Raw genomic sequence first — 25,337 nt, 5'->3', positions numbered from 1 at the left:
ATCATCATTAACCTTTGGGATATTTGCCACCAGAGTGCTAATGATGAATTAATATTCTAAATAAAAAGCCATCTATAGATTTTTATAGATGGCTTTTTTTATTAGATAAACTCTGAAACCAACACTGGTTTCAAAGGCTAGAAGATAGTGTTATTTTCTTCTTTTTCTAGAAGAACTAGCACTTCCTCTTGCAGCAGATGGTGCAGCAGCAGAAGGTCTTCTTTTACCAGAACGTTCACCTTCTGATCTTCCGCGACCGCCGCTACCACTTCTTTCTCTTCTTTCGCCTGTTTCTGCGCCTCTTTCACCTCTTTCTTTATCACGGCCTCTGCCGCCACCGTATCCGCTACGACCATTCCCGCCGCCGCCATCTCTTCTGCGGTCACTACCGCCACGGCCTTTGTAACCACCCTCTCTTCTTCCTTCAGAAGGAGCAACAGGGGTGGATGGAGAGATTTGGACTTCATCATCTTTGATTCTTGAAATAGACTTATTAAAGTCAGCAACTTTATCAGCGGCAATTTCAAATTTGGTTGCTCTGTCAGAAATACGAATAGAACCAATATCTTTTTTCTGAATATTTGCAATTTTACAAAGCATTGGAATTAACCATTTTGGATCTGCATTATCACTGCGTCCAACAGGCATTTCATACCAACTGCCAGATTCAAAAGAATGAGAATCAGAACGACCATCACGGTCACGACTTCTGCCATCTCTTGATCTTTCTCTATCGGAACCAGAAGATCGTCTATTTTCCAGAGAGATTGGAGTAATTTCTTCAGGGTTAGGAATGGTAGAACGATACAAAGAAATAACTGCATTGGCTAAATCAGCCGTAGAGAATTGAGACGCAAGTTGGTCAATAAGAGCTTGGTCTTCACCCAATATTTCTTTACTGTTTAATAAAGAAGGATGATTTAACAAACGTTCATTATCTTTTTCACGAATAGCGGTAATGCTCGGAGCAATTTCCCACGTAGCAGCCACTTTGGCTTTGCGTAATAATTGTTCGGCGCGGTTACGTTGGCTGTTTGGAACGATTAATGCACAAACACCTTTACGTCCTGCACGTCCTGTACGTCCTGAACGATGAAGTAAGGTTGCATGATTGGTTGGCAAACTTGCATGAATAACTAAATCTAGTGTGGGTAAATCTAGACCACGTGCTGCAACGTCGGTTGCGACACAAACGCGAACTTGACCTGTGCGCAGGCTTTTAATAGCTTGGGTACGTTCTTCTTGTCCCAAATCACCAGATAAAGCAGCACAAGAGAATCCACGTTCAATCAAAGCAGATTGCATATGGCGGACTAATTCGCGAGTTGCACAAAACACCATTGCTGTTGGGCTGTCAATATATCGTAATAAGTTGACAACGGCGTTATCGACCTCTTTGGGGTGTGTCACAACCGCATGGTATTCAATATCGATATGTTGTGCAGTTGAAACAGTATTAATACGAATGGCATTATTTTGATAACGTTTTGCTAATGATTCAATTGCTTTATCAATGGTTGCAGAGAATAACAACGTTCTGTGTTCATTCGCACAAGCAGATAATAATTCCTCTAGCTCGTCACGGAAACCAAGATCAAGCATTTCATCAGCTTCATCTAGAACCATCACTTTTAGGTCAGATAAATCTAGGTGACGACGACGAACATGGTCACATAAACGACCTGGTGTTCCAACCACAATATGGCATCCACGTTCCAATGCAAAAGATTCTTTGCGAACGTTCATTCCACCAATACAAGTAATAATTTTTGCATTTGTATCTGCATAGAGCCAAGTAAGCTCTTGATGAACTTGTAGCGCAAGCTCACGGGTAGGCGCAATAATCAGCGCTTGAGGTGCACTGGGTGCATTAAAATGTGTTTTGTTTCCCAAAAGAGTTGGGGCCATAGCAATACCATAAGCTACGGTTTTTCCTGATCCTGTTTGTGCAGAAACCAACAGATCTTGATGAGGATCTTGTTGTTCTAAAACAGCTTGCTGAACGGGGGTTAATGATTTGTAACCCTTATTTTCAAGAGCGTGAGCAAGTGAGGAATTAATTTGTGTAAACGGCATCTAAAAATCCGATAAAGTTTATTTATTCTTAAAATTTAAGAAAAGAGAGACATAAGTGGATGAGTCACTATGATAAAAGTGATGATCCAAGGAGAGGTGATCGTCAAATGCAAAAGCAGGATTATGGGTGGGAGCAGTCAAATACATTAAAACCTGAGATGTCATATGAAATATTTTGGCTTTTTTGTGTATAATCGATTTTGCCAAAATGTGATAGATTAAATTATTTTGTAGATATTACTACATAATAAGTTTTTTTTAAAGAAATATCAAGGAGTAACCCCAATGAAACGCTCAGAAATTAATCGTGCGATCAAAGCAATGGAAGGAATGATTGAAAAAGTTGGCTTTTCTTTGCCACCATTTTGTCATTTTACCCCCAAAGATTGGGCGGATAAAAACCATGAATATGATGAGATTCGCGATAATTTATTAGGCTGGGATGTCACAGATTATGGCAAAGGGGATTTTAACAAGATTGGCTTTTCATTAATAACATTACGGAATGGTAATTTAAAAAATAAAAAATATACGAAAACATATGCAGAGAAATTACTTTATTTAGAAGAAAGTCAATATTCCCCTATGCATTTCCATTGGAACAAGATGGAAGACATTATTAATCGTGGTGGTGGGAATGTCTTAATTCGTGTGTATAATTCTACCAAAGATGGAGAATTGGATAAAGTCAATCCAGTCAAAGTTCACTGTGATGGTCGTGAAAGAGAAGTTCCAGCAGGTTCTCAGGTCAAATTAACACCAGGGGAAAGCATTACTGTTTATCCTTATATGTATCATGATTTTGAGATTAAAAAAGGAACGGGGCCTGTTTTACTTGGCGAAGTTTCCATGTGTAATGATGATGAACATGATAATCGTTTTTATGAAGAAATGGGGCGTTTTCCAAAAATTGAAGAGGACGAAGCACCTTATCGTTTGTTATGCACAGAATATCCCAACGCTAAATAAATATTGAACAAAAGAAAAGCCCTGATTAAAAAGAGCTTTTCTTATTTGTAAGAATTGATCGCGTTGTTTACAGTAATATTCCATATCACTGTAAACAACGCGATCAATTCTTACATTTTCATAATATGAGTTTTAAGCTTTCCTCGCCACCACACTATAAATCGGATCTTTCCACACGCTTTGATCTTCGGGTGGATAGACTTCACCTTGGTCGCAGTCGGTAAAGCCTGCGCGGGTCAACAATACTTTGACCAACCCTTGACGATCTTGACTCTCTAACGCTTGCCACAAAGCCGTGGCACGTAAAGGCAAAAATCGGGTGGTAAAAGAAATAATGATCCGACCACTAGGTTTTAAGATGCGTAAGCATTCCTCTAGTGTGGCAAACGGATGACGCAGATATTCAAATACACAGCATAAACAAAGATAATCAACGCTATTATCTTTCAAAGGCAGATCTGTTTTATCGTTAATATCTTGTGTAATTTTGCGAGTTAGGGCAGTATTTTCTTTTAATGCTTGCGGATTTAAATCAATACCAATGAGGTTTTGATAGGTCGCATTTGTTGGTAAATGGCTGTCCGCACCACACATTAGGTCAAGAATAGTATCGCTTTCTTGTATCAGAGTGTGATATAAGGCTTCGACTGCCTTATAACCACCTTGATCCAGCATAGGAGGAACAGAGTGCTTTGTATAATATTGAAGGTCACTTTCGTTGCTTGCAATGTCGAAAGATCGCGGATGAAAATCTTTTAAGTGGTTCATGATGTAAAAAGTTAGCGCTTTTTATAATTTGTTGGTAAATTGAATTTATAGTCTATAACTGTATTTAGAAGAATAATGAACATTCCTTTTTATAAAATGCATGGTATTGGCAATGATTTTGTCATTATCGATAATTCTATTCATAATATTGAATTGAGTGAACGTCGAATCAAAATATTATGTGATCGTCGTTATGGGATTGGTTGTGATCAATTAATCGTTCTTTCTAAACCAAAGGACAGCAACGCTGATATTTATGTCCAGTTTTTTAACGAGGGTGGTGATGAAGCTGGTGCATGTGGCAATGGGTCACGTTGTGTTGCTGGCTGGTTGCATCATAAATATCAACGTAAGAAATTTATCTTACAAACGAATGCAGGCTTATTGCCAGTTGAAATCATTGATGACCATACGATGAAAGTCAATATGGGACACCCCAGAACGAAATGGCAAGAAATTCCATTATCTCGTGATGTGGATACATTGAATTTACCTTTATCTGGTGACCCAGCAGCAGTGTCTATGGGAAATCCTCATGCGACATTCTTTGTTGAAGATTTATCAACTGTTGATCCTATATTTTCCGGAAAGATGCTGGAAAAAGATCCTTTGTTTGCCGAAGGTGCGAATATTGGTTTCGTGCAAATGTTGGATCGTCAAAGCATGCGCGTGCGTGTTTGGGAACGTGGGGCTGGATTGACGTTGGCTTGTGGGTCTGGGGCGTGTGCTTCTGTGGTGAATGCCGTGCGTCGTGGGTTTGCTGATCGTTATTGCGAAGTCAAAATGGATGGTGGTAACCTCATTATTGAATGGGATGAAGAAACCAACAATGTGCTTATGACGGGTGCTGTTCATTTTTCATTCACAGGTCAATTTGATTTGGGTAATTATCCTTTATGAGCGATAAGACACCGCAAAAACCTGAAATTCTGACCTTTGGCTGTCGTTTAAACCGTTATGAAAGTGAAGTAATGGGACAGTACGCAGACGGGTTGGGGGATGTTGTTGTTGTGAATACGTGTGCGGTAACTGCCGAGGCAGAACGCCAAGCACGACAAGCCATTCGACGTTTAAATCGTCAAGATGACCAAAAGCGCATTGTGGTCACAGGATGTGCTGCACAATTAAACCCTCAAAAATGGTCAGAGCTTCCTGGTGTGGTTCAGGTCTTGGGGAATGAAGATAAATTACAGGCAGAAAATTGGACAAATGAGGCAATTGCTTCAGGTCATCAAGTATCCGATATTATGTCTGTTAAACAAACAGCTGCTCAAGTTGTCACTGAATTTACAGGCAGAACAAGGGCTTTTGTGCAAGTTCAACAAGGATGCGATCATCGTTGTACTTTTTGTGTGATTCCTTTTGGTCGTGGACCTTCACGTTCTGTTACGATTTCAGGTGTTATCGATCAAGCCAGAGCGTTGGTTGAGAAAGATTATAAAGAAGTTGTCTTAACTGGGGTTGATATTGCCTCTTGGAAAAGTGATCAAGACGATCAATTGGCTCTGGGGGATTTATGTAAGGCTGTTTTAAAAACCGTGCCAGGGTTACAACGGTTAAGGTTATCCTCAATTGATCCTATTGGTTTTGATGAGACATTATGGGAATTGTTGGCAACAGAGCCTCGATTAATGCCTCATTTGCATTTATCTGTTCAAGCAGGATCAGATATGATTTTAAAACGCATGAAACGTCGTCATCTGACCGCAGATGTGGATCAGTTGGTTCAAAAATTACGCTCTGTCCGTCCTGATATTGGCTTAAGCGTAGATATTATTGCAGGGTTTCCAACCGAAGATGATGGTTATTTCCAAGAAACCTATGATTTCTTAAAAGCACAAGCCTTTCCTTATTTACACGTGTTCCCCTATAGCGAGCGTAAAGATACGCCAGCAGCACAAATGCCCGCAGTTGCGGTTACTGTGCGTAAGGAAAGAGCGGCAAAATTAAGAGAATTGGGTGTTCATTCATCAACAATTTTTCATGAATCATTGATTGGTAAAGAAGTTCATATATTAATGGAAACACCAGATCGTGGTCACTCTGAACAGTTTGCGTTTGCAACTTTGCAAGGGGAGTTGGCAACTCCAGGTGAAATAATTTCTGCCCATGTAATTTCGGGCAATTCTGATGGTATCATAGTGGAAAGAAGATAAATGGCACTCGGTTTTTTTTCACGGTTAAAAGAAGGTTTATCCCGTTCAACACAAAAACTAGGAACAAACCTTACTTCTGTTTTTACAAAACGCCGACTAGATGAAGAATCTTTGGAGCAATTAGAGGAAGTTTTGATTGCAGCTGATTTTGGTCCAGAGGTTGCGGAAAATGTAATTGAGACTTTTCGTAAAACACGTTTCGGAGCTGAAGTTACAGATACAGAAATCAAAGATGCGTTGGCCAAAGAAATTGCAAAAGTTTTACAACCTGTAACGGTTTCTTTTAAACCTAATCCAGAGTTGAAACCTCATGTTGTCTTGATGGTTGGGGTAAATGGCACTGGAAAAACGACAACGATTGGTAAAATGGCCAAGTTTTTTGGCGATCAAGGACTAAAAACAATGATGGTGGCAGGGGATACGTTCCGTGCTGCTGCGGTTGAACAATTACAAATTTGGGGAAATCGTGTTGGTGCCCCTGTGATTTCTGGCAAACCTGGTGCGGATGCTGCGGGATTGGCGTTTGAAGCATTAAAGCGTGCGAAGAATGAGGGTGCAGATTTATTATTTGTTGATACGGCGGGTCGTTTACATAATAAATCTGCATTGATGGAAGAGCTGGCTAAAATCATCCGTGTTATGCGGAAGTTTGATGAGACGGCTCCGCATTCCGTTTTATTGGTGTTGGATGCGACAACAGGACAAAATGCGATTGAGCAAGTTCGTATTTTCAAAGAAATGGTGGATGTGTCCGGACTGGTGATTACAAAATTAGATGGTACTGCACGGGGTGGTATTGTGATTGCCTTGGCTCAACAATTCCAATTGCCTATTCATGCGGTGGGCGTTGGTGAAAAAGCCGAAGATTTACGTGATTTTTCAGCAGAAGAATTTGCAGCAGGGTTAGTTGGAAATACGAATGTAGAGGTTTCAACGACTGAAGTTGTAGAAGAAAAAAATCCAGAGTAATTCAGTTTATTCTTTTGAATAAAAAAAGCCGATAATTTATATCGGCTTTTTTTATAACTAAATGCTGTAAACGAATATTATTCGTCTAATAGATCTGCTGATGGTTCTTCAGTATCATCCGTCATCATGGCATCATTAACGACGCCAGCTTTTTCACGAATGCGTTGTTCAATACTTTGTGCCATCTCAGGATTGTCACGCAGGAATTGTTTAACGTTTTCACGTCCTTGTCCAATGCGTTGACCGTCACAAGAGAACCAAGAGCCTGCTTTTTCAACGATTCCAGCTTTGACACCTAAATCAATAAGCTCGCCTGTTTTACTGATCCCTTCGCCATACATAATGTCGAATTCGACTTGGCGGAAAGGAGGTGCCATTTTATTTTTAACAACTTTAACACGGGTTTGGTTACCAGAGATTTCCTCTTTATCTTTGACCTGACCGATACGACGAATATCCATACGAACAGAGGCATAGAATTTAAGTGCGTTACCACCAGTTGTGGTTTCAGGAGATCCAAACATAACGCCAATTTTCTGGCGAATTTGGTTCAAGAAAACTAAACATGTATTTGAACGAGAAACAGACCCAGTCAATTTTCTAAGGGCTTGGCTCATAAGGCGTGCGTGAAGTCCAACGTGACTATCACCCATATCTCCCTCTAATTCTGCGCGAGGAACTAGGGCTGCAACACTATCAACGACAAGAACATCAATAGCACCAGAGCGCACCAATGTATCAACAATTTCTAACGCTTGTTCGCCAGCATCAGGTTGAGAAATTAATAGATTATCGATATCAACGCCCAACTTGCGTGCATATCCAGGATCCAAAGCATGTTCAGCATCAATAAAGGCACATGTTCCACCCAATTTTTGAGCTTCAGCAATGATATGCAGTGCCATTGTTGTTTTACCAGAACTTTCTGGACCATAGATTTCAACAACTCGCCCTCGTGGCACCCCACCAATTCCCAGACCAATATCTAGTCCAATTGACCCTGTTGAAATGGTTTCCACTTGGATGGATGGTTTTTCACCCATTTTCATAATAGAACCTTTGCCAAAAGCACGTTCTATTTGTGCCAAAGCGCCATCTAATGCTTTATTTTTATCCATTTATTTCAATGCTCTTTTGTTATTAACGTTAATAATGATATCTGACTCAAGAAAAGAGATTTTAAGATCATGTTGGTTGAATATGTCACGATATGTTTTTAGCAGAGTATAGTATTAATTCCCTATTTAAGAAATAGAGAAGATCTATTTTTGATATTTTGCAAAAGTGATACTAAAAGGATTTTAGTGCCGTGAGAGGAATAAATATAAGTACCATCATTATACTGATTTTGTATGATATTACATAGGTAACAATATGTTCACTGTAATATTTAGAATGGCAATAAATTTAAAATATTGAGCATATTAATGTCACTTTCTGTAATAAAAAAGTGACATTGAAAGAGGATATAAATTATATGAATGCTTATCTTTTACTTAAAGCCAACCCTGCTCCTTGAGGGTCTGTATAAGCACGGCATTTATTGGTATTTCCTGGTAGTCCATCTTGGCAATAGACTGCATTCACACGCCCTTGTGGTGTATTAGCATGTGCAATAGCTGAATTTTTGCTATTCTTACCAGAGCCAAGTAAGTTATTTAAGGCTTCTGCACCAGCGGCAGCGGCGTCATTTTGTCCAGATGCACTGATTGCAGCAAGAAAGCGATTTTTATAAGTCGCAATCGCTGCTGTTAATAAAGGTTGTGGTGTAGCATTGGGGGATGCAGCCATTACGATCCCTGTTGTTCCTGCAATACGACCCGTTCCGAATAAATTATTCATGGTTAACGCACAAGAAACAGCTTCTCCGTTTCTATCCACAACTGTAAAAGAGGTTGATGCGGGTAATGATGGCAAAGTGCCATTGCCCGCTTGACCTGCATTTAATAAAGATTGTGCTTTTTCTTCTTGCGCTAGAATGTCTTTTTGACTGAAAGAAACGGGGTTACTGGCACGCCATGACGCAACAGTTCCTTGTGACGTGGTTAAAGCATTGCTTTGTTGTAATTTCCAAGCCATTCCCATCCCCAGACCACCATCAGCAGGCGGGGACACTAAATAGAGCGTTTCTTTGTTTGGGAGCGAAAGGGATAAGGCAGGCGCTGTAGAAGGCAGAGCATTTCTGAAGCCAGCCCCACTTAATCCACCCCCTGCATTTTGTGCCCCGAGTATATAGCTGTGTGCCAAAGAGCCAATATATAAATCAGAGATTCCAGCGGTGGTTAAACGATCATAAATGATTTTCAAACGGGGTTGATATAACATATCACCTGCTTGTAAAGTTGTACCGTCTCTGCGGGTAAATAATTTTTGCATTGCAGGGTCTTGGAATAATGGCCCTTGAACAGAGGCTAGATCACTGGCAAAAATATCGGAAACAGTGACACCATTGGCTGCTAAATTACTGGTAACTTGTAAAATATCATTGATATCGGCTTTACCATTGCTGGCTTGCAGTAAATATAATCCACGTGCCATCATGGGGATTGCTGCTGGTCGATCCGCGTTTCCTTTGGTTGTCCCTGGTTGTGGCAGGAACAGAAACGATTGCGCAGGTTGTTCTGGACGATAGGCGATACATGCACCACCGCCACCCAGTGAGGCACGAGAAGGAAGGGTTACCGTTAATGCAAAGCCCAGTGCAGCCGCAGCATCAGCAGCGTTGCCCCCTCTGATTAAAACGTCTCGAGCAACCATTGCAGCTTGGGGTTCATCCGCAGCAATGCTTCCCACATATCCTGTAACACGGTCTTGCATGGCTTCGTTTTTGAGTGCTTTATGTCCTGTATTGCCACCACCACAGGCAGTAACAGACAAAGCCAGGATTGAGCACAAAGCTATTGTTCCTGTTTTTTTCAACCAGGTATTGTTGGTTTGAAAAGAATGAACAGGCTGTTTTAAAAAGGTACAAGCCTTTGAATAAGAATGACTATACAAGGTATGATGACGCTTAGACACGCGGTTGCTCTCCGATGAATAACCAGATAAAAATCAGGTTTAAACTTTACCATAAATAGCAAATAGAATACCAATTCTATTGATAAGTTTTTTTTTATAACATAACAAGGATAATCCTGTATAATGTTATATAACTTAAAATAAATTTACTTTTGTATTCCAGGAGACTTTGAATGATATTGTCGCCGTTAAAGCGCTTTTTTTATTTGCCACTATCGCTTACTTTATTATCAGGTGTAGCATTTGCGTCGCTTTCTGCTCATGCACAAAGTGTAAATAGTTTCAGTCCAGAACAACGTAAAGAAATTGTTTCTATCGTTCGTGATGCTTTGAAAAACGATCCTTCTATTTTAGAAGATGCTGTGGTGTCAGCTCAGAAAGCCAGATCACAACAAAAAGCAGAATCTGCAACGAAAACACTTGCTGACAAGAAAAATGTTTTGAACAATGTGTTGTCAACTGATGGTATAATTGGCAATCCGAATGCCAAAAATACAATTGTAGAATTTTACGATCCTCGCTGCCCATATTGTAAAAAAGTGCTTCCAGAATTGGTTCAACTAGCCAAAGAAGATAAAAATGTAAAAATTATCTTTAAAGTTGTGCCTATTCTTGGTGAAAATAGCGTTCTGCAATCCAGAGCAATTGCTGCGGCTGCACGTCAAAATGGCTATGTTGTAATGATGAAAGCAATTATGGATTCCAAAGAAGAAATTACCGAAGACACCATTAAAGCAATTGCTAAACAACAAAAGCTTGATGGTGATCGTTTGATTCAAGATATGAAAGCAGCCTCTGTAACCCAAGCTTTAGAAGATAATGTAAAATTATTACGAGACCTAGGAATTGATGGAACACCAGCTTTGGTTATTAATGCATCCAAGATCATTCCTGGTGCGGTCAGTTATGATACATTAAAGACGATTTTAAAAGATAAAGCTGTGGCACCTGCTGAAAGTAATTCAATTACTCAATAGCGTTTAGCTAGAAAAAGCGACTAACTCAAAAGAGATAGTCGCCTTTATAGTTTATAAAAGTGCTTTTAACGCATGAACCATCTCGTCCATCATCGCATCTGTATGGAATGGATTAGGGGTCAGGCGCAATCTTTCTGTTCCTTTTGGAACGGTTGGATAATTAATTGGGGTTGCATATAAAGAATATTCTTCTAACAAGCGTTTGCTGATTTCTTTACAACGTTCAGCATCCCCAATCATAACAGGTACAATATGGCTCTCTGTTTCTATGAAGGGGATCCCAGCTGCTTTTAATTTCTTTTGGAAACTATGGACGCGTTCAAATAATTTCTCGCGGCGCCATTGTTGTTGGCGAACAAGTCTGATACTGGCCAAGGCTGGCGCAACAATTGATGGAGGCAAAGCAGTGGTGAAAATAAACCCAGAAGCTGCCAACCTTAAATATTCAATAATTTCTTTTTTGGCAGTAACATATCCACCATGAACGCCAAAGCCTTTGGCTAGGGTTCCTTCGATAATATCGACTTGATCCGCAACTTGATCTCGTTCAGAAATACCACCGCCTTGATTGCCATAAAGGCCAACGGCATGGACTTCATCTAAATAAGTTAGCGCATTATATTTGCGTGCTAATGCACAAATTGCTCCAATGTCAGCAATATCGCCATCCATAGAGTAAACGCTTTCAAAAGCGATGAGTTTAGGTGCTGTGGTAGGGGCTGAAGCCAGTTTTTCCTCTAGATCAATTAAATCATTATGCTTAAAGATGATGCATTGTGATTTTTTTGCGCCTTTGATCCCAGCAATCATCGATGCATGGTTTTGTTGATCTGAAAAAGTAATCCATTCGCCAGACATACTATTCAAGATCGTTTGTAAACTTGCGTGATTCGAAACGTAACCAGATACAAATAATAAGCCAGCTTCTTTCCCGTGTAAGTCTGCTAATTCAGCTTCTAAAGCCACATGTAAAGGATGTGTTCCTGCAATATTACGGGTTCCGCCAGAGCCTGCACCATATTCTTGGATCGCGGCGATGGCAGCGTTCATGACTTCGGGTTCAACACCCATTCCCAAATAGTCATTAGACGACCATACGGTAACGGGTTTTTCAGGTTGTTTTATATTTCCTTGATCGTATACAGGATATTCTGTGGATCGTCTGCTTAACGAAGTAAATCTGCGATAACGTCCTTGTTCTTCGATTTCTTGTAATGCGGTCTGACAATATGCGTAAAAAGGATGCGCTGATCTCGCATGCTCTGTCACTGAAGCTTACTCCTATAAAGATAATAAAGACTCTTTTCCAAGTGCATAACGATGTAAAGCTCTTTATTATTAAATAGTATGTTATTGAATCGTTACTTGAACCACATTTTTCTGAACTGAACCATCTGCTTTGGCAACCATATGGACTTGTTCTGGTCTTGCCCCTGCTTTGACGATGGCGTTTGCAACATCTGCAGCATTCTCTTGGATTGTTTTTTGCATTTGTTCTTGTTGTGCGTCTGGGCTCTGAGAAATAGGAGTTAAAATCGTTACAATAAACATGGCATCTGATTTTCTTTGTAAAGCATCTTTGACCAAGCTGCGTAAAGGTTTTGCCCATTGTTCAGCAGGCGTTCCTTGCACAATTTCAATTGGCGGTGCCGGTGGAGGTGGTGCCGGAGGTGCAGGCGGAACATATGGAACAGGTTTGCGCCCCGCACTGGGGTTAAAGGTTCTTTGGTCAATAAGTTGACAAGCACCCAGCATCAAAAGACAACTGGTGCCAAGAATTAATTGAGAATATCTGGTCATGTTTTATACTATTTACAAACGATCTTGACTGAAGAGTTCTTTTTAAAAAAGAGGAGCTTAGCTAAGTTATGCACTTAGAATTTTGCTTTTATCATATTCAAAAGAAGATTGCCTGTAAAATAAACATGAAATTAAAAATAATTTAACGATATCAGCATAAACTACACACAGATTTACCATCATAAGAAATTATAAAATTTAATACAATCTTCTATTTGTAAAAAAATCGTGTAACTATGGCTGTGCTTTATAATTTTCGATTTTAATCAAAAAATTATTGACAAGTTTACAATAAGGCTCTCAGACTAATTTATTTCTAGAAAATCAAGAATTTTCAAATGACGAAAAAATGTAAATTTTTAACCTTAAATTCATTAAAAAATTGTGACGGATTTTCAAAATTTGAGTATGATATTGAAAGCTTGATAAATTTACAGAACGTGTTTTTAAGTTCTGAGTAACTTAATATATCTTAAGGAGATTTTATAATCATGGCTATTAAAGTTGCAATTAACGGTTTTGGTCGTATTGGTCGTTTAGTACTACGTAGTATTATTGAAAAAGGTCGTACAGATGTAGAAGTCGTATTGATTAACGATCTTGGTAGTGCAGAAGCAAACGCACATCTGTTGAAATATGATACTGTTCACGGTCGTTTGCCTGCGGATATTACCGTTGAAAACAATACCATGACCATTAAACATGCAGGTCAAACTTTTGGTCCAATTAAAATCACAGCTGAAAGAGATCCAAGCAAATTACCGCTGCAAGGTGTTGATGTTGCTATGGAATGTACTGGTTTATTTACAAGCAAAGCAGCTGCGAGCGAACTTTTAAAAGCAGGCGCTCGTAAAGTATTGATCTCTGCGCCAGCTAAAGAAGTAGATGCAACAATTGTTTATGGTGTGAACCAACATGTTATCACAGGTGATATGACTGTGATTTCTAATGCTTCTTGTACAACAAACTGTCTTGCTCCGATTGCAAAAGTATTACAAGACACTGTTGGAATTGAATTTGGTAGCATGATTACCATCCACTCTTATACAGGCGATCAACGCACCGTTGATACATTGCACAAAGATTTACATCGTGCGCGTGCTGCGGCTCAAAATATCATCCCAACAACCACAGGTGCTGCTAAAGCCGTGGCTTTGGTTATTCCTGAATTAAAAGGAAAATTGGACGGTATTGCTATTCGCGTTCCAACCCCTAATGTTTCTTATGTTGCTCTTGAATTCGTGCCGAGCAAAATTCCTGGTTCAATTGAAGAACTGAACGCACATTTCAAAAAAGCGGCTGAAGGTGCGTTAAAAGGTATCCTTGCTTATAATGATGAACCATTGGTTAGCTCTGATTTCAACCACACATTCGTATCTTCAACCTTTGATGCAACTCAAACAGGGTTTATCGACGGTGGCAAAATGATCCGTGTTGCGGGTTGGTATGATAACGAATGGGGCTTCTCTACTCGTATGTCTGATACAGCAGTATTATTAGGAAGCAAATAATCATGGTCGATCAAAAAGCATTTAAAACGCTTGATGATCTTGCTGATTGTAAAGGTAAAAAAGTCTTATTGCGCGGGGATTTGAACGTCCCCGTTCATGATGGCAAAATCTCTGATACAACAAGATTAGAGCGTTTAGCACCGACTATTCAAGAGCTTGTCAAAAAAGGTGCAAAAGTTATCGTGTGCAGTCACTTTGCACGTCCAAAAGGCAAAGTGGTTCCTGAAATGTCTCTTCGTCCAGTAGGCGAGGCATTGGCTTCTATTATCAAACTGCCAGTTGCTTTTGCTGATAATTGTATTGGTCCAGATGCTCAAAAGGCAGTGGATGCAATGAAAGACGGCGATGTTCTTTTACTTGAAAATACTCGTTTCCATGTAGGTGAAGAAAAGAACGATCTAACCTTGTCCCAAGATTTGGCTTCGTTGGCTGATATTTATGTTGATGATGCGTTCTCTGCGGCTCATCGTGCTCATGCGTCAACGGAAGGCGTGACAAGATATCTTCCTTCGTTTGCGGGTCGTTTAATGGAAACAGAACTCAATGCGCTTAACCGTGCATTAGAAAACCCAAAACGTCCAGTTGGTGCGATTGTAGGTGGTTCAAAGATTTCTACAAAACTTGACCTTTTATCCAATATGATTGCTAAAGTTGACGTATTGGTTATTGGTGGGGCAATGGCGAATACTTTCCTTGCGGCTCAGGGCGTAAAGGTGGGGAAGTCATTACAAGAAGCAGAAATGCACGATACAGCCCGTGACATCATGACAAAAGCAAAAGAAAAAGGATGTAAAATCCTGCTTCCTGTAGATGTTGTGGTTGCAGCTGAATTAAAAAATGACCCAGCAACTCAAATCGTTGATGTGAGTGTTGTGCCTGACGATCAAATGATTTTGGACGTTGGTCCTAAAACCGTTGAATTGTTGAACAAAGCACTGACCGAATTAAAAACATTGGTTTGGAACGGACCTTTGGGTGCATTTGAATTTACACCATTTGACAAAGCAACCAACGCTGTGGCTCAAGAAGCTGCAAAATTAACCAAAGCTGGTCAATTAGAAAGCGTTGCTGGTGGTGGGGATACAGTTTCTGCATTAAAACATGCAGGCGTAATCCACGATATGTCATATGTTTCCACCGCTGGTGGAGCATTCCTAGAATGGCTAGAGGGTAAAGCCCTTCCTGGCATTGTTGCCTTGACAACATTGGCTAGAGAGACCATTCCTTTATAGGATATAAAAAAGGGCTGAGTTATCTCAGCCCTTTTTTATTATTAAAAAATTATCATTTAATTTTGCTGGCAAATTCACCAAAATAAGGTTTGAGAGCTTCTTTTACTTTAGATGAATTTTTACCTTTTACCATTCTAAGTACAAGAGTCTGTATCTCACCGTTAGAAAGACCTAGACATTCACTGACTTGAGATGCAAGGCTTTTTCTATTATAAAGCTTTAACAGCAGCAAATAATTATGAGTATCTATCGCTTCATTAAACTGAGATGAAAGGTTATTATAAAATTTTTCTATTTTATTTTTAATATTGGATGTTAGTGTCTCAAGCGCTTGTGTTAAACCTTCAATACCTTTTGCTTTTTCATTAAAGCAATTAAGTTGATATTTAATCTCACCAGCAACTTGCAAAGAGATTTGCGTTTCTAATTCAGATTTTACTGCTTTAATTATAAATTTTTCAACAGCTTGTTTATCTTCATTTGGGTTTCTCTCAAATTTTTCACTAATTAAAGTGATAATCTCTGGAACACAGAACAAATTTTCAACCTCTGCGACCTCAAGTGTATAAATACCACTATCTTTTAACGATGTAATTTCTGCTGCTGTACGGCGATCTCGATCAATAAGTCCAAAGACTTCCATATGATGTAATTGAGAACTCTCTTTTAAAGCCTTTACTTTTTGAATAACTTGGCTACAGGAACCGCTAGGAATGACAAGAAAATCATCCAGCAAAGCCCGATATAGAGAGGCATCATAACTACCATTCTCGCCCTCTACAAAAACAACAGGCTTTCTGCTGCCTAAAATTTCAATTAACAAAGCTTCTGGTAAACCAGCTACATCTGGAATTTCTTCCCAATCCCAAGATTTGCCATCATAGTTTTTGAGCCAAATCTTTTTAGCGTCAGAGAAAGCAGCGGCAAAATCAACGTCGTGCGTCATATATATGAATAAGCAATCTGGTCGTAGGCTCTCTATTTCTCGCCATAATGGCACTTGGATAGATTTGTGTAAATGAATTTCTGGCTCATCAATAATGATAATTCCATTTTCGGGTGCGGCAAGGCATTGACCAATCAGATAAAAGATAACACGTTCCCCATCGCTCATTTCCGAACAATTATAAACGTTGCTTTCAGATCCTTTGATTTTTGTTTGGACTTTTGCATTACCAATAATCAGTTCTCTATGAGGTAAAAATTTCTCCCAAGTTTTTTGAACTTTGTCAATATTAGTAATTGGAGGTTCAACTTTTTGAGTAGATTTTTTTGATTCTTGTAAATACTGAATGCTTTTTTCAGCATGTTCAGAGAAGAGATAAGTTAGTAACTTTTTATAATCATCTAATGGTGTTATAGCAGGCTTACTATTCCAACGAAAATTAGACTTATTTTGTTTTCTGTATTCCTCCTTTCCACCAAAATATAATTCGTCTATTGCGTTTTGGGCTGAAGTTATTTGGGTATCATCAGGCATTGCCAATGATTTTTGAGCAGAAATGCGATGAACACGCTCTTTTTGTTTGGATTCAGTATCTATCCATGCCCCAAGTCGGGTTTTTCCTGAGCCATTCGCCCCAATAAATAGCAGACTTTGAGGTGTGTCGATCTCTTGTAAAGCGCCTTTTTTGGGAAGTTTAATAGTAAATAATTTGGCATTTTTATCCACTTGAGTAGTAGATGCTGGTGGAGCTAGTTTCCTTTCATCAGACTGATTCAATTTTACGTTCCTTTTATAATAATGTTTTTGTTAATGTTATTATAAATTTCGAATCTTTTTCAACATTATTACTAGTATAGATATATTGACAATATATTGTCATATTGTTAATTTGTTGTCATTATGACAATAAAAACTATCTCTCAACAAAATAAAATTATTATTGGACTTTTCAGAGCCTATCACGATATCAGCTTGATCGGCGATCAGTTGGCGTCTGAGCATGGGTTGACGACATCAAAATGGAAAGTTCTGGGCGCAATTCGGCTGGAAAATACAGCATTGACCGTGCCTCACATTGCTCGCTTGATGGGATTAACACGCCAAGCGGTGCAACGAACCATCGATGAGTTGTTGAAACTGGAGTATATCCAACAGCTTCATAATCCTGCGCACAAAAAATCCTCACTGTTTCAATTGACAAATTTAGGTCAAAAAGCCTTTGATGCGATCAATACAGAATGGGAGAAAATGGCAACGGCTATTTTCGAAGACCTAAATCCACATGATCTTGATAGTACAGTCAATGTTTTAACGAATATTATTACGAAGAGTGAGACCATGAAATGACTAGGAAACAGTGTTTATCCCTTGTGCATCGGATTGCTGGAGGCATTGCGTTGATGATTCTATTAGTGTTTTGGTTCTCAACGGTTCTTTCAGAGCTAATAGGGGATATTAACAATATCAAAATGGTTAAATATCTGATTCCTTATGGTTTTATTATCCTTATTCCCGCTCTTATGGTCGTCGGAGGAACTGGGTTTACAATGGCAGGAAAAAGCGATCACCCTATGCTTCAAAGTGAGAAAAAAAGCATGCCATTCATTACTTTGAATGGGTTGGTGGTTTTAATTCCGTGTGCATTTTACTTGCGATATCTTGCAATACATGAACAATTTGATCTCGTTTTCATCCTGATACAACTGGTTGAATTGATTGTAGGTGGGGCGCGAATATTTGCTTATTAATTTTGAATATACGTGCAGGGATAAGATTAGTTAAAAAATAAATAAGAGAGTATGTTTCATAAGTGACACGTAAATATTACTTTTGAAATATTATATTTTATTCTTACTATAGAAGGATGGTTTGTTATTATAAAAATGTATTTTTTATAATTATAGTAAAATAGTAAGAATAACATGATTGAAATTGAATTAGCCCAACTGGAATGTAAAGACGGGGATCTTGAATATAATTTAAATAAAGCATGCTATGCGATTATGAATTGTTCAGCTTCAACGGATTTAATCATTTTCCCTGAAACATATTTAAGTGGTTTTCCAACCAAAGAAAATTTAAAAGCAATATCACAGCCTTTAAATGGCTCTAATATTCAAACATTACAAACGCTTTCCAAAGAAAAAAATGTCGCCATTGCGATGGGTATGGCAGAAGAGCACGAGGGTACATTTTATAATACCACTGTGTTTATTACTCCAGAGGATGGATTATTAGCCTATTACCGTAAAACGCATTTATGGTTGACCGACCACGGTATTTTTGATGCGGGGGATCGTTATAGTTGCGTTGAGTGGAGAGGGGTCAAGATTGGTTTCTTGATTTGCTTTGATATCGAATATCCAGAATCTGCTCGTGCTTTGGGAGAGTTGGGGACAGAATTACTAATTGTCACGAATGGCAATATGGATCCCTATGGGTCTACCCACCGCACAGCAATAATGGCCAGAGCGCAAGAGAATCATATGTTTGCTGTCATGACCAATCGAGTGGGGTTGGGAAATGATGGCTTAGTTTTCCATGGTGGCAGTTGTATGGTGAATCCAATGGGACATTTACTGTGCGAGGCTGGACGTGAGGAGTGTAGCATCAAAATGAAGATTGACCCCAAACAAATGACTCAATTTGAAACTGAATTTAATTATTTAAAAGAACGCAGGATTAAAATAACGGGTCAAAAAATACATCATCATGCCAAGAATTCTGACTGGATTATTTCCTAATTATTCTTGGATTTCTTTTTAAACAATATAATTTTTAGGAAAAGAAATTGTGCCTCATTTAACACGAACTCTTTCATTAGCAGCAGTGGTTTTGTTCGGAGTTGCTTATATGGCTCCGATTATTGTGCTGGGGACTTTTGGTGAATTGGCTAATCAAACCAAAGGCAATGTCCCGATGGCTTATTTGGCCGCCTCTGTGGCTATGTTTTTTACCGCATTAAGTTACAGCCATATGGCAAAAGCCTATCCCGTTGCGGGTTCTTCTTACACATATGTTCGTAAATCAATCAGCAACAAGTTGGGGTTTCTTGCTGGATGGGTTATTTTACTGGATTATTTCTTTATTCCAATGGTGATATGGCTTATCGGTGCTTCTTTTTTGCATGATGCGTTCCCCAGTATTTCTTTGAGCATTTGGCTCATTGCTTTTATTGTTGTGACAACAGTGATTAATGTAATTGGATTGGAATTTGCCAAAAGCGTGAATAGCCTCTTAATGATTATTCAAATTTTAATCATTGTTGCGTTCATCGCTTTGAGTATTCACTATGTAACCACTGACGGAACAAAACCTTTATTTTCGTTACAACCATTTTGGAATGAATACGCGCATTTATCCTATATTTTGGCAGGGGGTGCGGTGGCTTGTTATTCATTTCTTGGGTTTGATGCAGTAACAACACTTGCCGATGAAACGAAAGACCCACAAAAAACCATTCCAAGAGCGATTATTTTGGTGACGTTGGCGGGGAGCACGCTTTTTATTGTCACGTCTTATTTTGTGCAATTAGCGCACCCATCTTTTGCTTTTGAACATATTGATTCCGCGGCGATGGAGATTGCCAAGAAAATCGGTGGGGATATATTTGTTTCGTTCTTTTTAATTGGTTTAGTGGTTGGACAGTTTGCCTCTGGTGTTTCTGCACAAACAAGCGCATCACGTTTATTATATGCGATGGGTAGAGATAATGTTATTCCACAGAATTTTTTTGGAAAATTAAACAATCGCTTTTCTACGCCAGCAAATAATATTCTTTTATGCGGGGTGATTGCATTAATTGGCACGCAAATAGATGTTTTGACCGCAGCTTCTTTTATTAATTTTGGTGCTTTTTTAGCATTTATATTTGTTAATTTATCGGTGATTAATCATTTTTGGGTCAGGGAAAAACAACGTTCAGGGCTTAAAATTGCGTCTTATCTTATTTTCCCAGCAATAGGATTAATAACAACTTTTTGGTTATTCATCAGTCTGGATAAATGGGCATTTACTTTGGGGATTATATGGTTATGTCTTGGCATTATCTATTTAGCATTTTTAACGGATATGTTTAAAAAAGATCCACCAGAAATGAAATTTGATTAATTGAGATTTATCATACAAAAAAGCCCTTTATTATAACGATAAAGGGCTTTTAAAATATCAGAATAGTTAGATGAACTATTTTAATTCGAACCATGCTTCGACTTCAACACAAGCATTCATCGGTAATGAAGCAACTCCGAATGCAGAGCGTGCATGACGACCCGCATCGCCTAAAACTTCTACAGCAAGGTCAGATGCACCATTCATGACAACAGCTTGTTGTGTGAATTCTGGAGTGCTGGCAATGAAACCGCCAAGACGAACCAATCTTTTGACTTTTTCCAAGTCAATGACAGCAGCTTGAGCTTGTGCAAGAATATTAATCATACAAAAATGGGCTGCTTTGGCACCTATTTCAATGTCAACTTCTTTGCCTAATAACCCTGTTGCAAATAATTTTCCATCTATCAAAGGAAGCTGACCAGAAATAATCAAATTATTTCCAGTTTGCACGGTTGGCAAATAATTTGCTACGGGTACAGCAGGGGTTGGTAGAGTGATATTTAATGCTTTCAGGCGTTCTTGTATGGTTGACATACTGCTTTCCTTTAACTAACCAATTTGAATTTGCGATTACGAGGATGTGGGGAAGAAGGTGGCGTTTCATCATCCTCTGGTAATTCCAAAGGTAACATAGGAACCATATCCTCACCAACATGTAAATTATTGGGCGCATCAGCAAGGGGTTCATTTAAATAAATATCTGATAACACCCTGAAACTATAATCCAAGAATGATGTGGCATAAAGCGCATTGGGGTCGCCTTCTACAGTGCCAGCAATTCCAAATCGACTATAGGCAAATTGTGTAACATATTCTTTCAAAGGGGCACCATATTGCAAACCAATACTGACCGCTTGGCTGACACTATCCAATAACCCTTTGACCATTGCGCTTTCTTTTGTCGCAGCAATAGAGACTTCCCCAAGGGTTCCGTCTTCATATTCCCCTGTGCGTAAGAATAATCCACGTCCAGCAATACTTGCCTTTTGTGTAATTCCTTTGCGACGTGGGGGAAGTGGCACTTTCGTTCCACGAGCTAGCATTGCTTTAGCAGACAAAGGATAGGTAATATGATGCGGTCTGGCAGTCATATGGGTGACAAACCCAGCCAAAGCTTGGTGCATGGCGTAATGTGCTTGTATAGACGGTGGGGTTAAGACTTGCTCGCCAGCAAGAGAAGCTGCAAGGGCAGATTCTAAAGTTAATCCTTTATGCGCTAATCGTGCCAATGTGCTAAAATTTAACAATCCATCTTCTCTTAATGGAGAGAAAATCGGTGCCAATCCACAAGCTTCTGATCCCAGTAATAAATCAGTTGGATTTCCTGGTAAGGAAAAGCTGGTATCAATGCGTTCTAGGCGAGATTGTGGTTCATCAGAAGCCAGCGCCCATATATCTTTTGCAGTAGAAGCAAGTTCTGGTAATGCATTCCAATCAGGCGATAAAGGCAAGAAATCAGCCCCACATCCTACATTCGCTAATAAAGTAGCAAAACAGGTTAAACAACAGGCAATATCTCTGCCATCATTACTGTCATAATCAAAGCCAAGTTGTGCCAAGCACGCATCTAAATTAGAGAGATAAAGAATGCCCGCACTCGGTTGAGAGGTCAGCTCTAATTGTTGATCGTCATTCTTAGCGTTTACAGAGTCTGCTAGTTCTAAAAAGGGAAGCTCACCATTGATAAAGTTGGCTTGTTGTCTGTATAATATACGCAGTGTTTCGACTGCTATTTGCAATACATGACGATAGGATTGAGCATCAAATCCGGTCTCAGTAGATGCAAAGGCTGCTAAATTAATCGTAATCCCCAATTTTTGGCTGGTATCATTTTTCCAAATGCTGGTATTTGGGCAAGCCTGTCTTTGTAATAGGATTTTTTCCCAATCATGCGCTGTGAATTGATCCGTTTGCTCGCAAAGAGGCAACAGCCAGTTTGCTGTCAAAACGTCAGCTTTGATAGGGGATACATCCAGTTGATGCTCGGGGCATAGCTGAAGGATCGCCGTTGCTGCGTTGCTTTCCCAATCTTCTGGGATGGTTACAGAATATAAAGGTGCATCGGGGTCAATCGCAGTGTGCAGATTGCGCATCCTAACGCCATTCCAAAGATGTTGTGCTTTCATAATAGGTAAAGTTTAACTATTTTTTTTATGGAATATAAGCAGGATAATGACGTAAAAATTTATACAGCCCTATGGATATAGTGGATATTGTGGATAAAATTTATTTCCTTGGTAAGGATTAAGTTACACTGATGTAAGTTCAGCTTTAACATGAATATTTTTATAGCCTCTTGATATAGATAAGCTTTGCTAATAGAAGATAAGTTTTACGCTTCAACATTGACCAGAAAATTAATTAAAAAAGTTTTTTGCTCTTTTTTGATGAAAAGGGTATATTTTTACCTAAGAGAATTCTATACAAGAATTTGAAATAATCGTTATTAATAGATAAATATACTGAACTAGGATCATGACAACATTTGGAACACGCCTTCACACGATGTTTAAAGGACGCTTGGTTGGCAAAGATGCGGACGGACGTTCGTATTATGAATCCCGTAAACAAAACCGCCTTGGTGGTGGGGAACTCCGTCATGAGCGTTGGGTTATTTATAAAAAAGGCGAGGATCCCTCTGCGGTTCCTCCCGAATGGTGGGTATGGTTGCATCATGGTGCAGATGCTGCGGTTCCTGTTTCAAAACGTTACCCTTGGCAAGTACCATATCATGCTAACCCCACAGGCAGTGCCAAAGCATATCATCCTCAAGGCAGCGATTATGATGGTGGGAAACGTGCAAAAGCAACTGGAGATTACGAAAGCTGGTCCCCAGAGGAATAGGTAGAGTTTATTCATAATGGTTGTTACTTCTTCAAAAAACACACGACAAGTTTTTGAACTCATTACAGGGTTTGTTGTTATTGCAGCATTCCTGACCAGTGTTGTTTTTGCCATTATTGGTCATGGACAAAGTAAAGATGGCGGATATTCTTTAAAGGCTTCATTTGAACATATTGATGGATTAAGTGTTGGATCAGATGTGAAGCTGGCGGGGGTTACTATTGGTCAAGTAACACATGAAAAAGTCAACCCAAAAGATTATAAAGCGACTGTTACGTTTACAGTGCGTCCCGATGTTCGTTTGCCTGTTGATACTGCTGCAGTCATTACAAGTGACAGTTTATTGGGTGGGAAATATATTGATCTCTCCCCTGGTGGCGATGATGCGGTTTTAAAACCAGAACAGTTTTTGACCCATACGCAGGGATCTATCAGTTTACAAGAATTGTTAAGTAAATTTATTTTCTCTGTAACAGATAATAAAACCAAAGCGGATCAAAAATCTACAGGAGATACTCCTTCTTCAAAATTAGAATAAAGAGTATTAAAATGGTCGAATACCCTATATGGCTTCAATCCAATCAAGAACCTGTTGCGTGCAAAGAAAAAATTAAAATTTTAAATGAAAATCATGCAGAATTACAGCAAATGATGCAGGATACTTTCGAGGATGCGATGATTATGGGGGTCGATGAACAGGAAATGCGGAATATATTAAAAAAAATAGTGGATCAGTTGCGGAGTCCAGTGGTGTGAAAAAGCGTTCTGTTGTTTTATTCATATGTTTATTTTCAATAGGGGGAATGAGCGCATATGCAGCTCCTTCGGATAGTTCATCTGATCCTCAAAAACAATCTGTGTCAGAAAATATTTGGTATAGCCAACCCAAAGCAAAAATCCGGGTTTTAAATAAACTGGAATCCAGTGCTACGACATTAACCATTCCTGTAGGTGGTTCTGTCGAATACAAAACCTTGAGTATTTCCGTCAGTAAATGTATTGTAAGACCTGAAAATTTATCCCCAGACAGTGCTGCTTTTGTAACAATTAAAGATAGCAAACTGCCAATGAATCCTTTTAATGCATGGATTTTTGTTGCAGAACCTGGGGTCTCTGTATTTGAACATCCGCTTTATAATGTCAGTATTGCGGGATGCGCAGGTGAGATCGATAATAAACCACTTGTCGTAAAATCACCATCTGGTTCGACGACAGAGCAAAAAGGGCAAAATGCTCCGAATGATATAGAGCAATCTTTGGAACGTTCTATTCAATCTCAACATTAAAATTCTAGGGAATATGTAATAAATAATATAATGAATTATATTATTTGATGGCTATTGGATTGTTTTATAGTAAAATGCAACAATCTATCATTGGTTATATTCTGAAAGTGTCTTTTTGTGTCTCATCAACAGCAACAATATATCAAGAATCTTGTGGGAATCTCTATGGTTTGTGCAGGTCTGTTTGCCTTGGGATTTGCTTGGTTGGCACAAAATACATGGAATATGGTTCCTTGTGGTTTATGTTTGTTGGAACGTTGGCCATATCGTATTTTGATTGTTGCAGGAATATTCTTGTTGCTGGCACGTGGTAAGCTGATTCCATGGGTAAAAGCAATTATTGTATTGATCTTAGTGGCGAGTTTGGGACTATCTTTTGTGCATGTGGGGGTGGAAGAAGGATGGTGGGCTAGCCCACTCCCAGAATGTTATGCTATTGCAAGAAACACCCAAGATTTAGCAACACGTTTTATGGAAATGCCCGACCGCCCTCATAAACCTTGTGATTTGCCGTCTTATTTGTTTGATTGGTTACCTATTTCCTTGACGATGATGAATGGGCTTTATTCTTTTGCCCTATTAATGTGGGTGTTTATTAGTAATCAAATTGAAAAAAAATACTCTGGAAAATTCCGTTAATTATTGGTTTTAGCTGTATAAAATTCGCCTTAT

Annotated in this window: 25 protein-coding genes; 16 read left to right on the top strand and 9 right to left on the bottom strand. The window is 39.1% G+C overall.

Annotated features, from left to right (window positions below):
• Positions 1-150 precede the first annotated feature (150 nt).
• A complete protein-coding gene (locus QJV33_RS04725) occupies positions 151-2,076 on the bottom strand; it encodes a DEAD/DEAH box helicase (RefSeq protein ID WP_281462233.1) in 1,926 nt (641 codons plus the stop codon).
• A gap of 285 nt (positions 2,077-2,361) precedes the next feature.
• Between QJV33_RS04725 and QJV33_RS04720 the strand changes: the two genes are divergently transcribed.
• Positions 2,362-3,045: a D-lyxose/D-mannose family sugar isomerase gene (locus tag QJV33_RS04720; RefSeq protein ID WP_281462232.1), complete on the top strand. Its 684-nt coding sequence runs from the start codon at positions 2,362-2,364 to the stop codon at positions 3,043-3,045.
• Positions 3,046-3,177: 132 nt separating this feature from the next.
• On the opposite strand, the gene QJV33_RS04715 is transcribed toward QJV33_RS04720, so the two are convergent.
• The gene (locus QJV33_RS04715) at positions 3,178-3,813 is read right to left on the bottom strand and encodes a class I SAM-dependent methyltransferase (protein ID WP_281462231.1); all 636 of its coding nucleotides are present in this window, start codon (positions 3,811-3,813) and stop codon (positions 3,178-3,180) included.
• A 75-nt stretch (positions 3,814-3,888) separates the two neighbouring features.
• Here QJV33_RS04715 and dapF point away from each other — a divergent pair, with 75 nt between their 5' ends.
• Genes dapF through ftsY form a run of 3 tightly spaced genes read left to right on the top strand, consistent with a single transcriptional unit; the run spans position 3,889 to position 6,938 of the window.
• A complete protein-coding gene (dapF, locus tag QJV33_RS04710; RefSeq protein WP_281462230.1) occupies positions 3,889-4,713 on the top strand; it encodes a diaminopimelate epimerase in 825 nt (274 codons plus the stop codon).
• Complete coding sequence (gene mtaB, locus QJV33_RS04705) at positions 4,710-5,969, top strand: tRNA (N(6)-L-threonylcarbamoyladenosine(37)-C(2))-methylthiotransferase MtaB (protein ID WP_281462229.1); 1,260 nt, start codon at positions 4,710-4,712, stop codon at positions 5,967-5,969. The genes dapF and mtaB overlap by 4 nt, the downstream gene beginning before the upstream one ends.
• Positions 5,970-6,938, top strand: coding sequence for a signal recognition particle-docking protein FtsY (gene ftsY / locus QJV33_RS04700; protein ID WP_281462228.1), 969 nt, complete (start codon positions 5,970-5,972; stop codon positions 6,936-6,938).
• Between the two features lie 77 nt (positions 6,939-7,015).
• Here ftsY and recA read toward each other — a convergent pair whose 3' ends face one another.
• Both recA and QJV33_RS04690 read right to left on the bottom strand, forming a co-directional pair.
• Positions 7,016-8,056 carry a recombinase RecA gene (gene recA / locus QJV33_RS04695; protein WP_281462227.1) on the bottom strand — a complete coding sequence of 347 codons (1,041 nt, stop codon included), beginning with the start codon at positions 8,054-8,056 and terminating at the stop codon, positions 7,016-7,018.
• A 367-nt stretch (positions 8,057-8,423) separates the two neighbouring features.
• On the bottom strand, positions 8,424-9,956 hold the full coding sequence (locus tag QJV33_RS04690; RefSeq protein ID WP_281462226.1) for a gamma-glutamyltransferase: 1,533 nt from the start codon (positions 9,954-9,956) through the stop codon (positions 8,424-8,426).
• Positions 9,957-10,129: 173 nt separating this feature from the next.
• On the opposite strand from QJV33_RS04690, the gene QJV33_RS04685 reads away from it, so the two are divergent.
• Positions 10,130-10,933 (top strand): DsbA family protein, encoded by an 804-nt coding sequence (locus QJV33_RS04685; protein ID WP_281462225.1) that lies wholly within the window; start codon positions 10,130-10,132, stop codon positions 10,931-10,933.
• A 51-nt stretch (positions 10,934-10,984) separates the two neighbouring features.
• Here the strand turns inward: QJV33_RS04685 and hemA are convergent, their stop codons facing one another.
• Positions 10,985-12,202: a 5-aminolevulinate synthase gene (hemA, locus tag QJV33_RS04680; RefSeq protein ID WP_281462224.1), complete on the bottom strand. Its 1,218-nt coding sequence runs from the start codon at positions 12,200-12,202 to the stop codon at positions 10,985-10,987.
• A gap of 81 nt (positions 12,203-12,283) precedes the next feature.
• Positions 12,284-12,733, bottom strand: coding sequence for a hypothetical protein (locus QJV33_RS04675; protein ID WP_281462223.1), 450 nt, complete (start codon positions 12,731-12,733; stop codon positions 12,284-12,286).
• 491 nt (positions 12,734-13,224) lie between these two features.
• On the opposite strand from QJV33_RS04675, the gene gap reads away from it, so the two are divergent.
• Together gap and QJV33_RS04665 are read left to right on the top strand one after the other, a co-directional pair.
• Positions 13,225-14,244: a type I glyceraldehyde-3-phosphate dehydrogenase gene (gene gap / locus QJV33_RS04670; protein ID WP_281462222.1), complete on the top strand. Its 1,020-nt coding sequence runs from the start codon at positions 13,225-13,227 to the stop codon at positions 14,242-14,244.
• Between the two features lie 2 nt (positions 14,245-14,246).
• Positions 14,247-15,476: a phosphoglycerate kinase gene (locus QJV33_RS04665; RefSeq protein ID WP_281462221.1), complete on the top strand. Its 1,230-nt coding sequence runs from the start codon at positions 14,247-14,249 to the stop codon at positions 15,474-15,476.
• A gap of 52 nt (positions 15,477-15,528) precedes the next feature.
• Here QJV33_RS04665 and QJV33_RS04660 read toward each other — a convergent pair whose 3' ends face one another.
• Entirely contained in the window at positions 15,529-17,199 is a 1,671-nt protein-coding gene (locus QJV33_RS04660; RefSeq protein ID WP_281462220.1) for a DUF4435 domain-containing protein, read from the bottom strand.
• Between the two features lie 123 nt (positions 17,200-17,322).
• Here QJV33_RS04660 and QJV33_RS04655 point away from each other — a divergent pair, with 123 nt between their 5' ends.
• The 4 genes from QJV33_RS04655 (at position 17,323) to QJV33_RS04640 (ending at position 20,532) form a co-directional block, all read left to right on the top strand.
• Positions 17,323-17,769, top strand: a complete 447-nt coding sequence (locus QJV33_RS04655; protein WP_281462219.1) for a MarR family winged helix-turn-helix transcriptional regulator — start codon at positions 17,323-17,325, stop codon at positions 17,767-17,769.
• Complete coding sequence (locus tag QJV33_RS04650) at positions 17,766-18,170, top strand: hypothetical protein (RefSeq protein WP_281462218.1); 405 nt, start codon at positions 17,766-17,768, stop codon at positions 18,168-18,170. Before QJV33_RS04655 ends, QJV33_RS04650 begins: the two co-directional genes overlap by 4 nt.
• Positions 18,171-18,344: 174 nt before the next feature.
• The gene (locus tag QJV33_RS04645; protein ID WP_281462217.1) at positions 18,345-19,166 is read left to right on the top strand and encodes a carbon-nitrogen hydrolase family protein; all 822 of its coding nucleotides are present in this window, start codon (positions 18,345-18,347) and stop codon (positions 19,164-19,166) included.
• Between the two features lie 49 nt (positions 19,167-19,215).
• Positions 19,216-20,532, top strand: a complete 1,317-nt coding sequence (locus tag QJV33_RS04640; protein ID WP_281462216.1) for an APC family permease — start codon at positions 19,216-19,218, stop codon at positions 20,530-20,532.
• A gap of 75 nt (positions 20,533-20,607) precedes the next feature.
• On the opposite strand, the gene QJV33_RS04635 is transcribed toward QJV33_RS04640, so the two are convergent.
• Positions 20,608-21,069, bottom strand: coding sequence for a RidA family protein (locus QJV33_RS04635; protein ID WP_281462215.1), 462 nt, complete (start codon positions 21,067-21,069; stop codon positions 20,608-20,610).
• A gap of 11 nt (positions 21,070-21,080) precedes the next feature.
• On the bottom strand, positions 21,081-22,628 hold the full coding sequence (locus tag QJV33_RS04630; RefSeq protein ID WP_281462214.1) for a TSCPD domain-containing protein: 1,548 nt from the start codon (positions 22,626-22,628) through the stop codon (positions 21,081-21,083).
• A 382-nt stretch (positions 22,629-23,010) separates the two neighbouring features.
• Here QJV33_RS04630 and QJV33_RS04625 point away from each other — a divergent pair, with 382 nt between their 5' ends.
• The 5 genes from QJV33_RS04625 (at position 23,011) to QJV33_RS04605 (ending at position 25,304) form a co-directional block, all read left to right on the top strand.
• Positions 23,011-23,379: an NADH-ubiquinone oxidoreductase subunit NDUFA12 family protein gene (locus tag QJV33_RS04625; protein ID WP_281462213.1), complete on the top strand. Its 369-nt coding sequence runs from the start codon at positions 23,011-23,013 to the stop codon at positions 23,377-23,379.
• Positions 23,380-23,395: 16 nt separating this feature from the next.
• A complete protein-coding gene (gene mlaD, locus QJV33_RS04620; RefSeq protein WP_281462212.1) occupies positions 23,396-23,917 on the top strand; it encodes an outer membrane lipid asymmetry maintenance protein MlaD in 522 nt (173 codons plus the stop codon).
• Positions 23,918-23,928: 11 nt separating this feature from the next.
• Positions 23,929-24,135 carry a hypothetical protein gene (locus QJV33_RS04615; RefSeq protein ID WP_281462211.1) on the top strand — a complete coding sequence of 69 codons (207 nt, stop codon included), beginning with the start codon at positions 23,929-23,931 and terminating at the stop codon, positions 24,133-24,135.
• Positions 24,132-24,665, top strand: coding sequence for a DUF2155 domain-containing protein (locus tag QJV33_RS04610; RefSeq protein WP_281462210.1), 534 nt, complete (start codon positions 24,132-24,134; stop codon positions 24,663-24,665). The genes QJV33_RS04615 and QJV33_RS04610 overlap by 4 nt, the downstream gene beginning before the upstream one ends.
• Positions 24,666-24,782: 117 nt before the next feature.
• Positions 24,783-25,304 carry a disulfide bond formation protein B gene (locus tag QJV33_RS04605; protein ID WP_281462209.1) on the top strand — a complete coding sequence of 174 codons (522 nt, stop codon included), beginning with the start codon at positions 24,783-24,785 and terminating at the stop codon, positions 25,302-25,304.
• The last annotated feature ends 33 nt before the right edge of the window (positions 25,305-25,337 follow it).

The sequence above is a fragment of the Commensalibacter nepenthis genome, from assembly GCF_029953305.1.
Classification (GTDB): domain Bacteria; phylum Pseudomonadota; class Alphaproteobacteria; order Acetobacterales; family Acetobacteraceae; genus Commensalibacter; species Commensalibacter nepenthis.
Note: the sequence above shows the minus strand (reverse complement) of the source record. Positions and strands in the feature narration are given on the sequence as shown.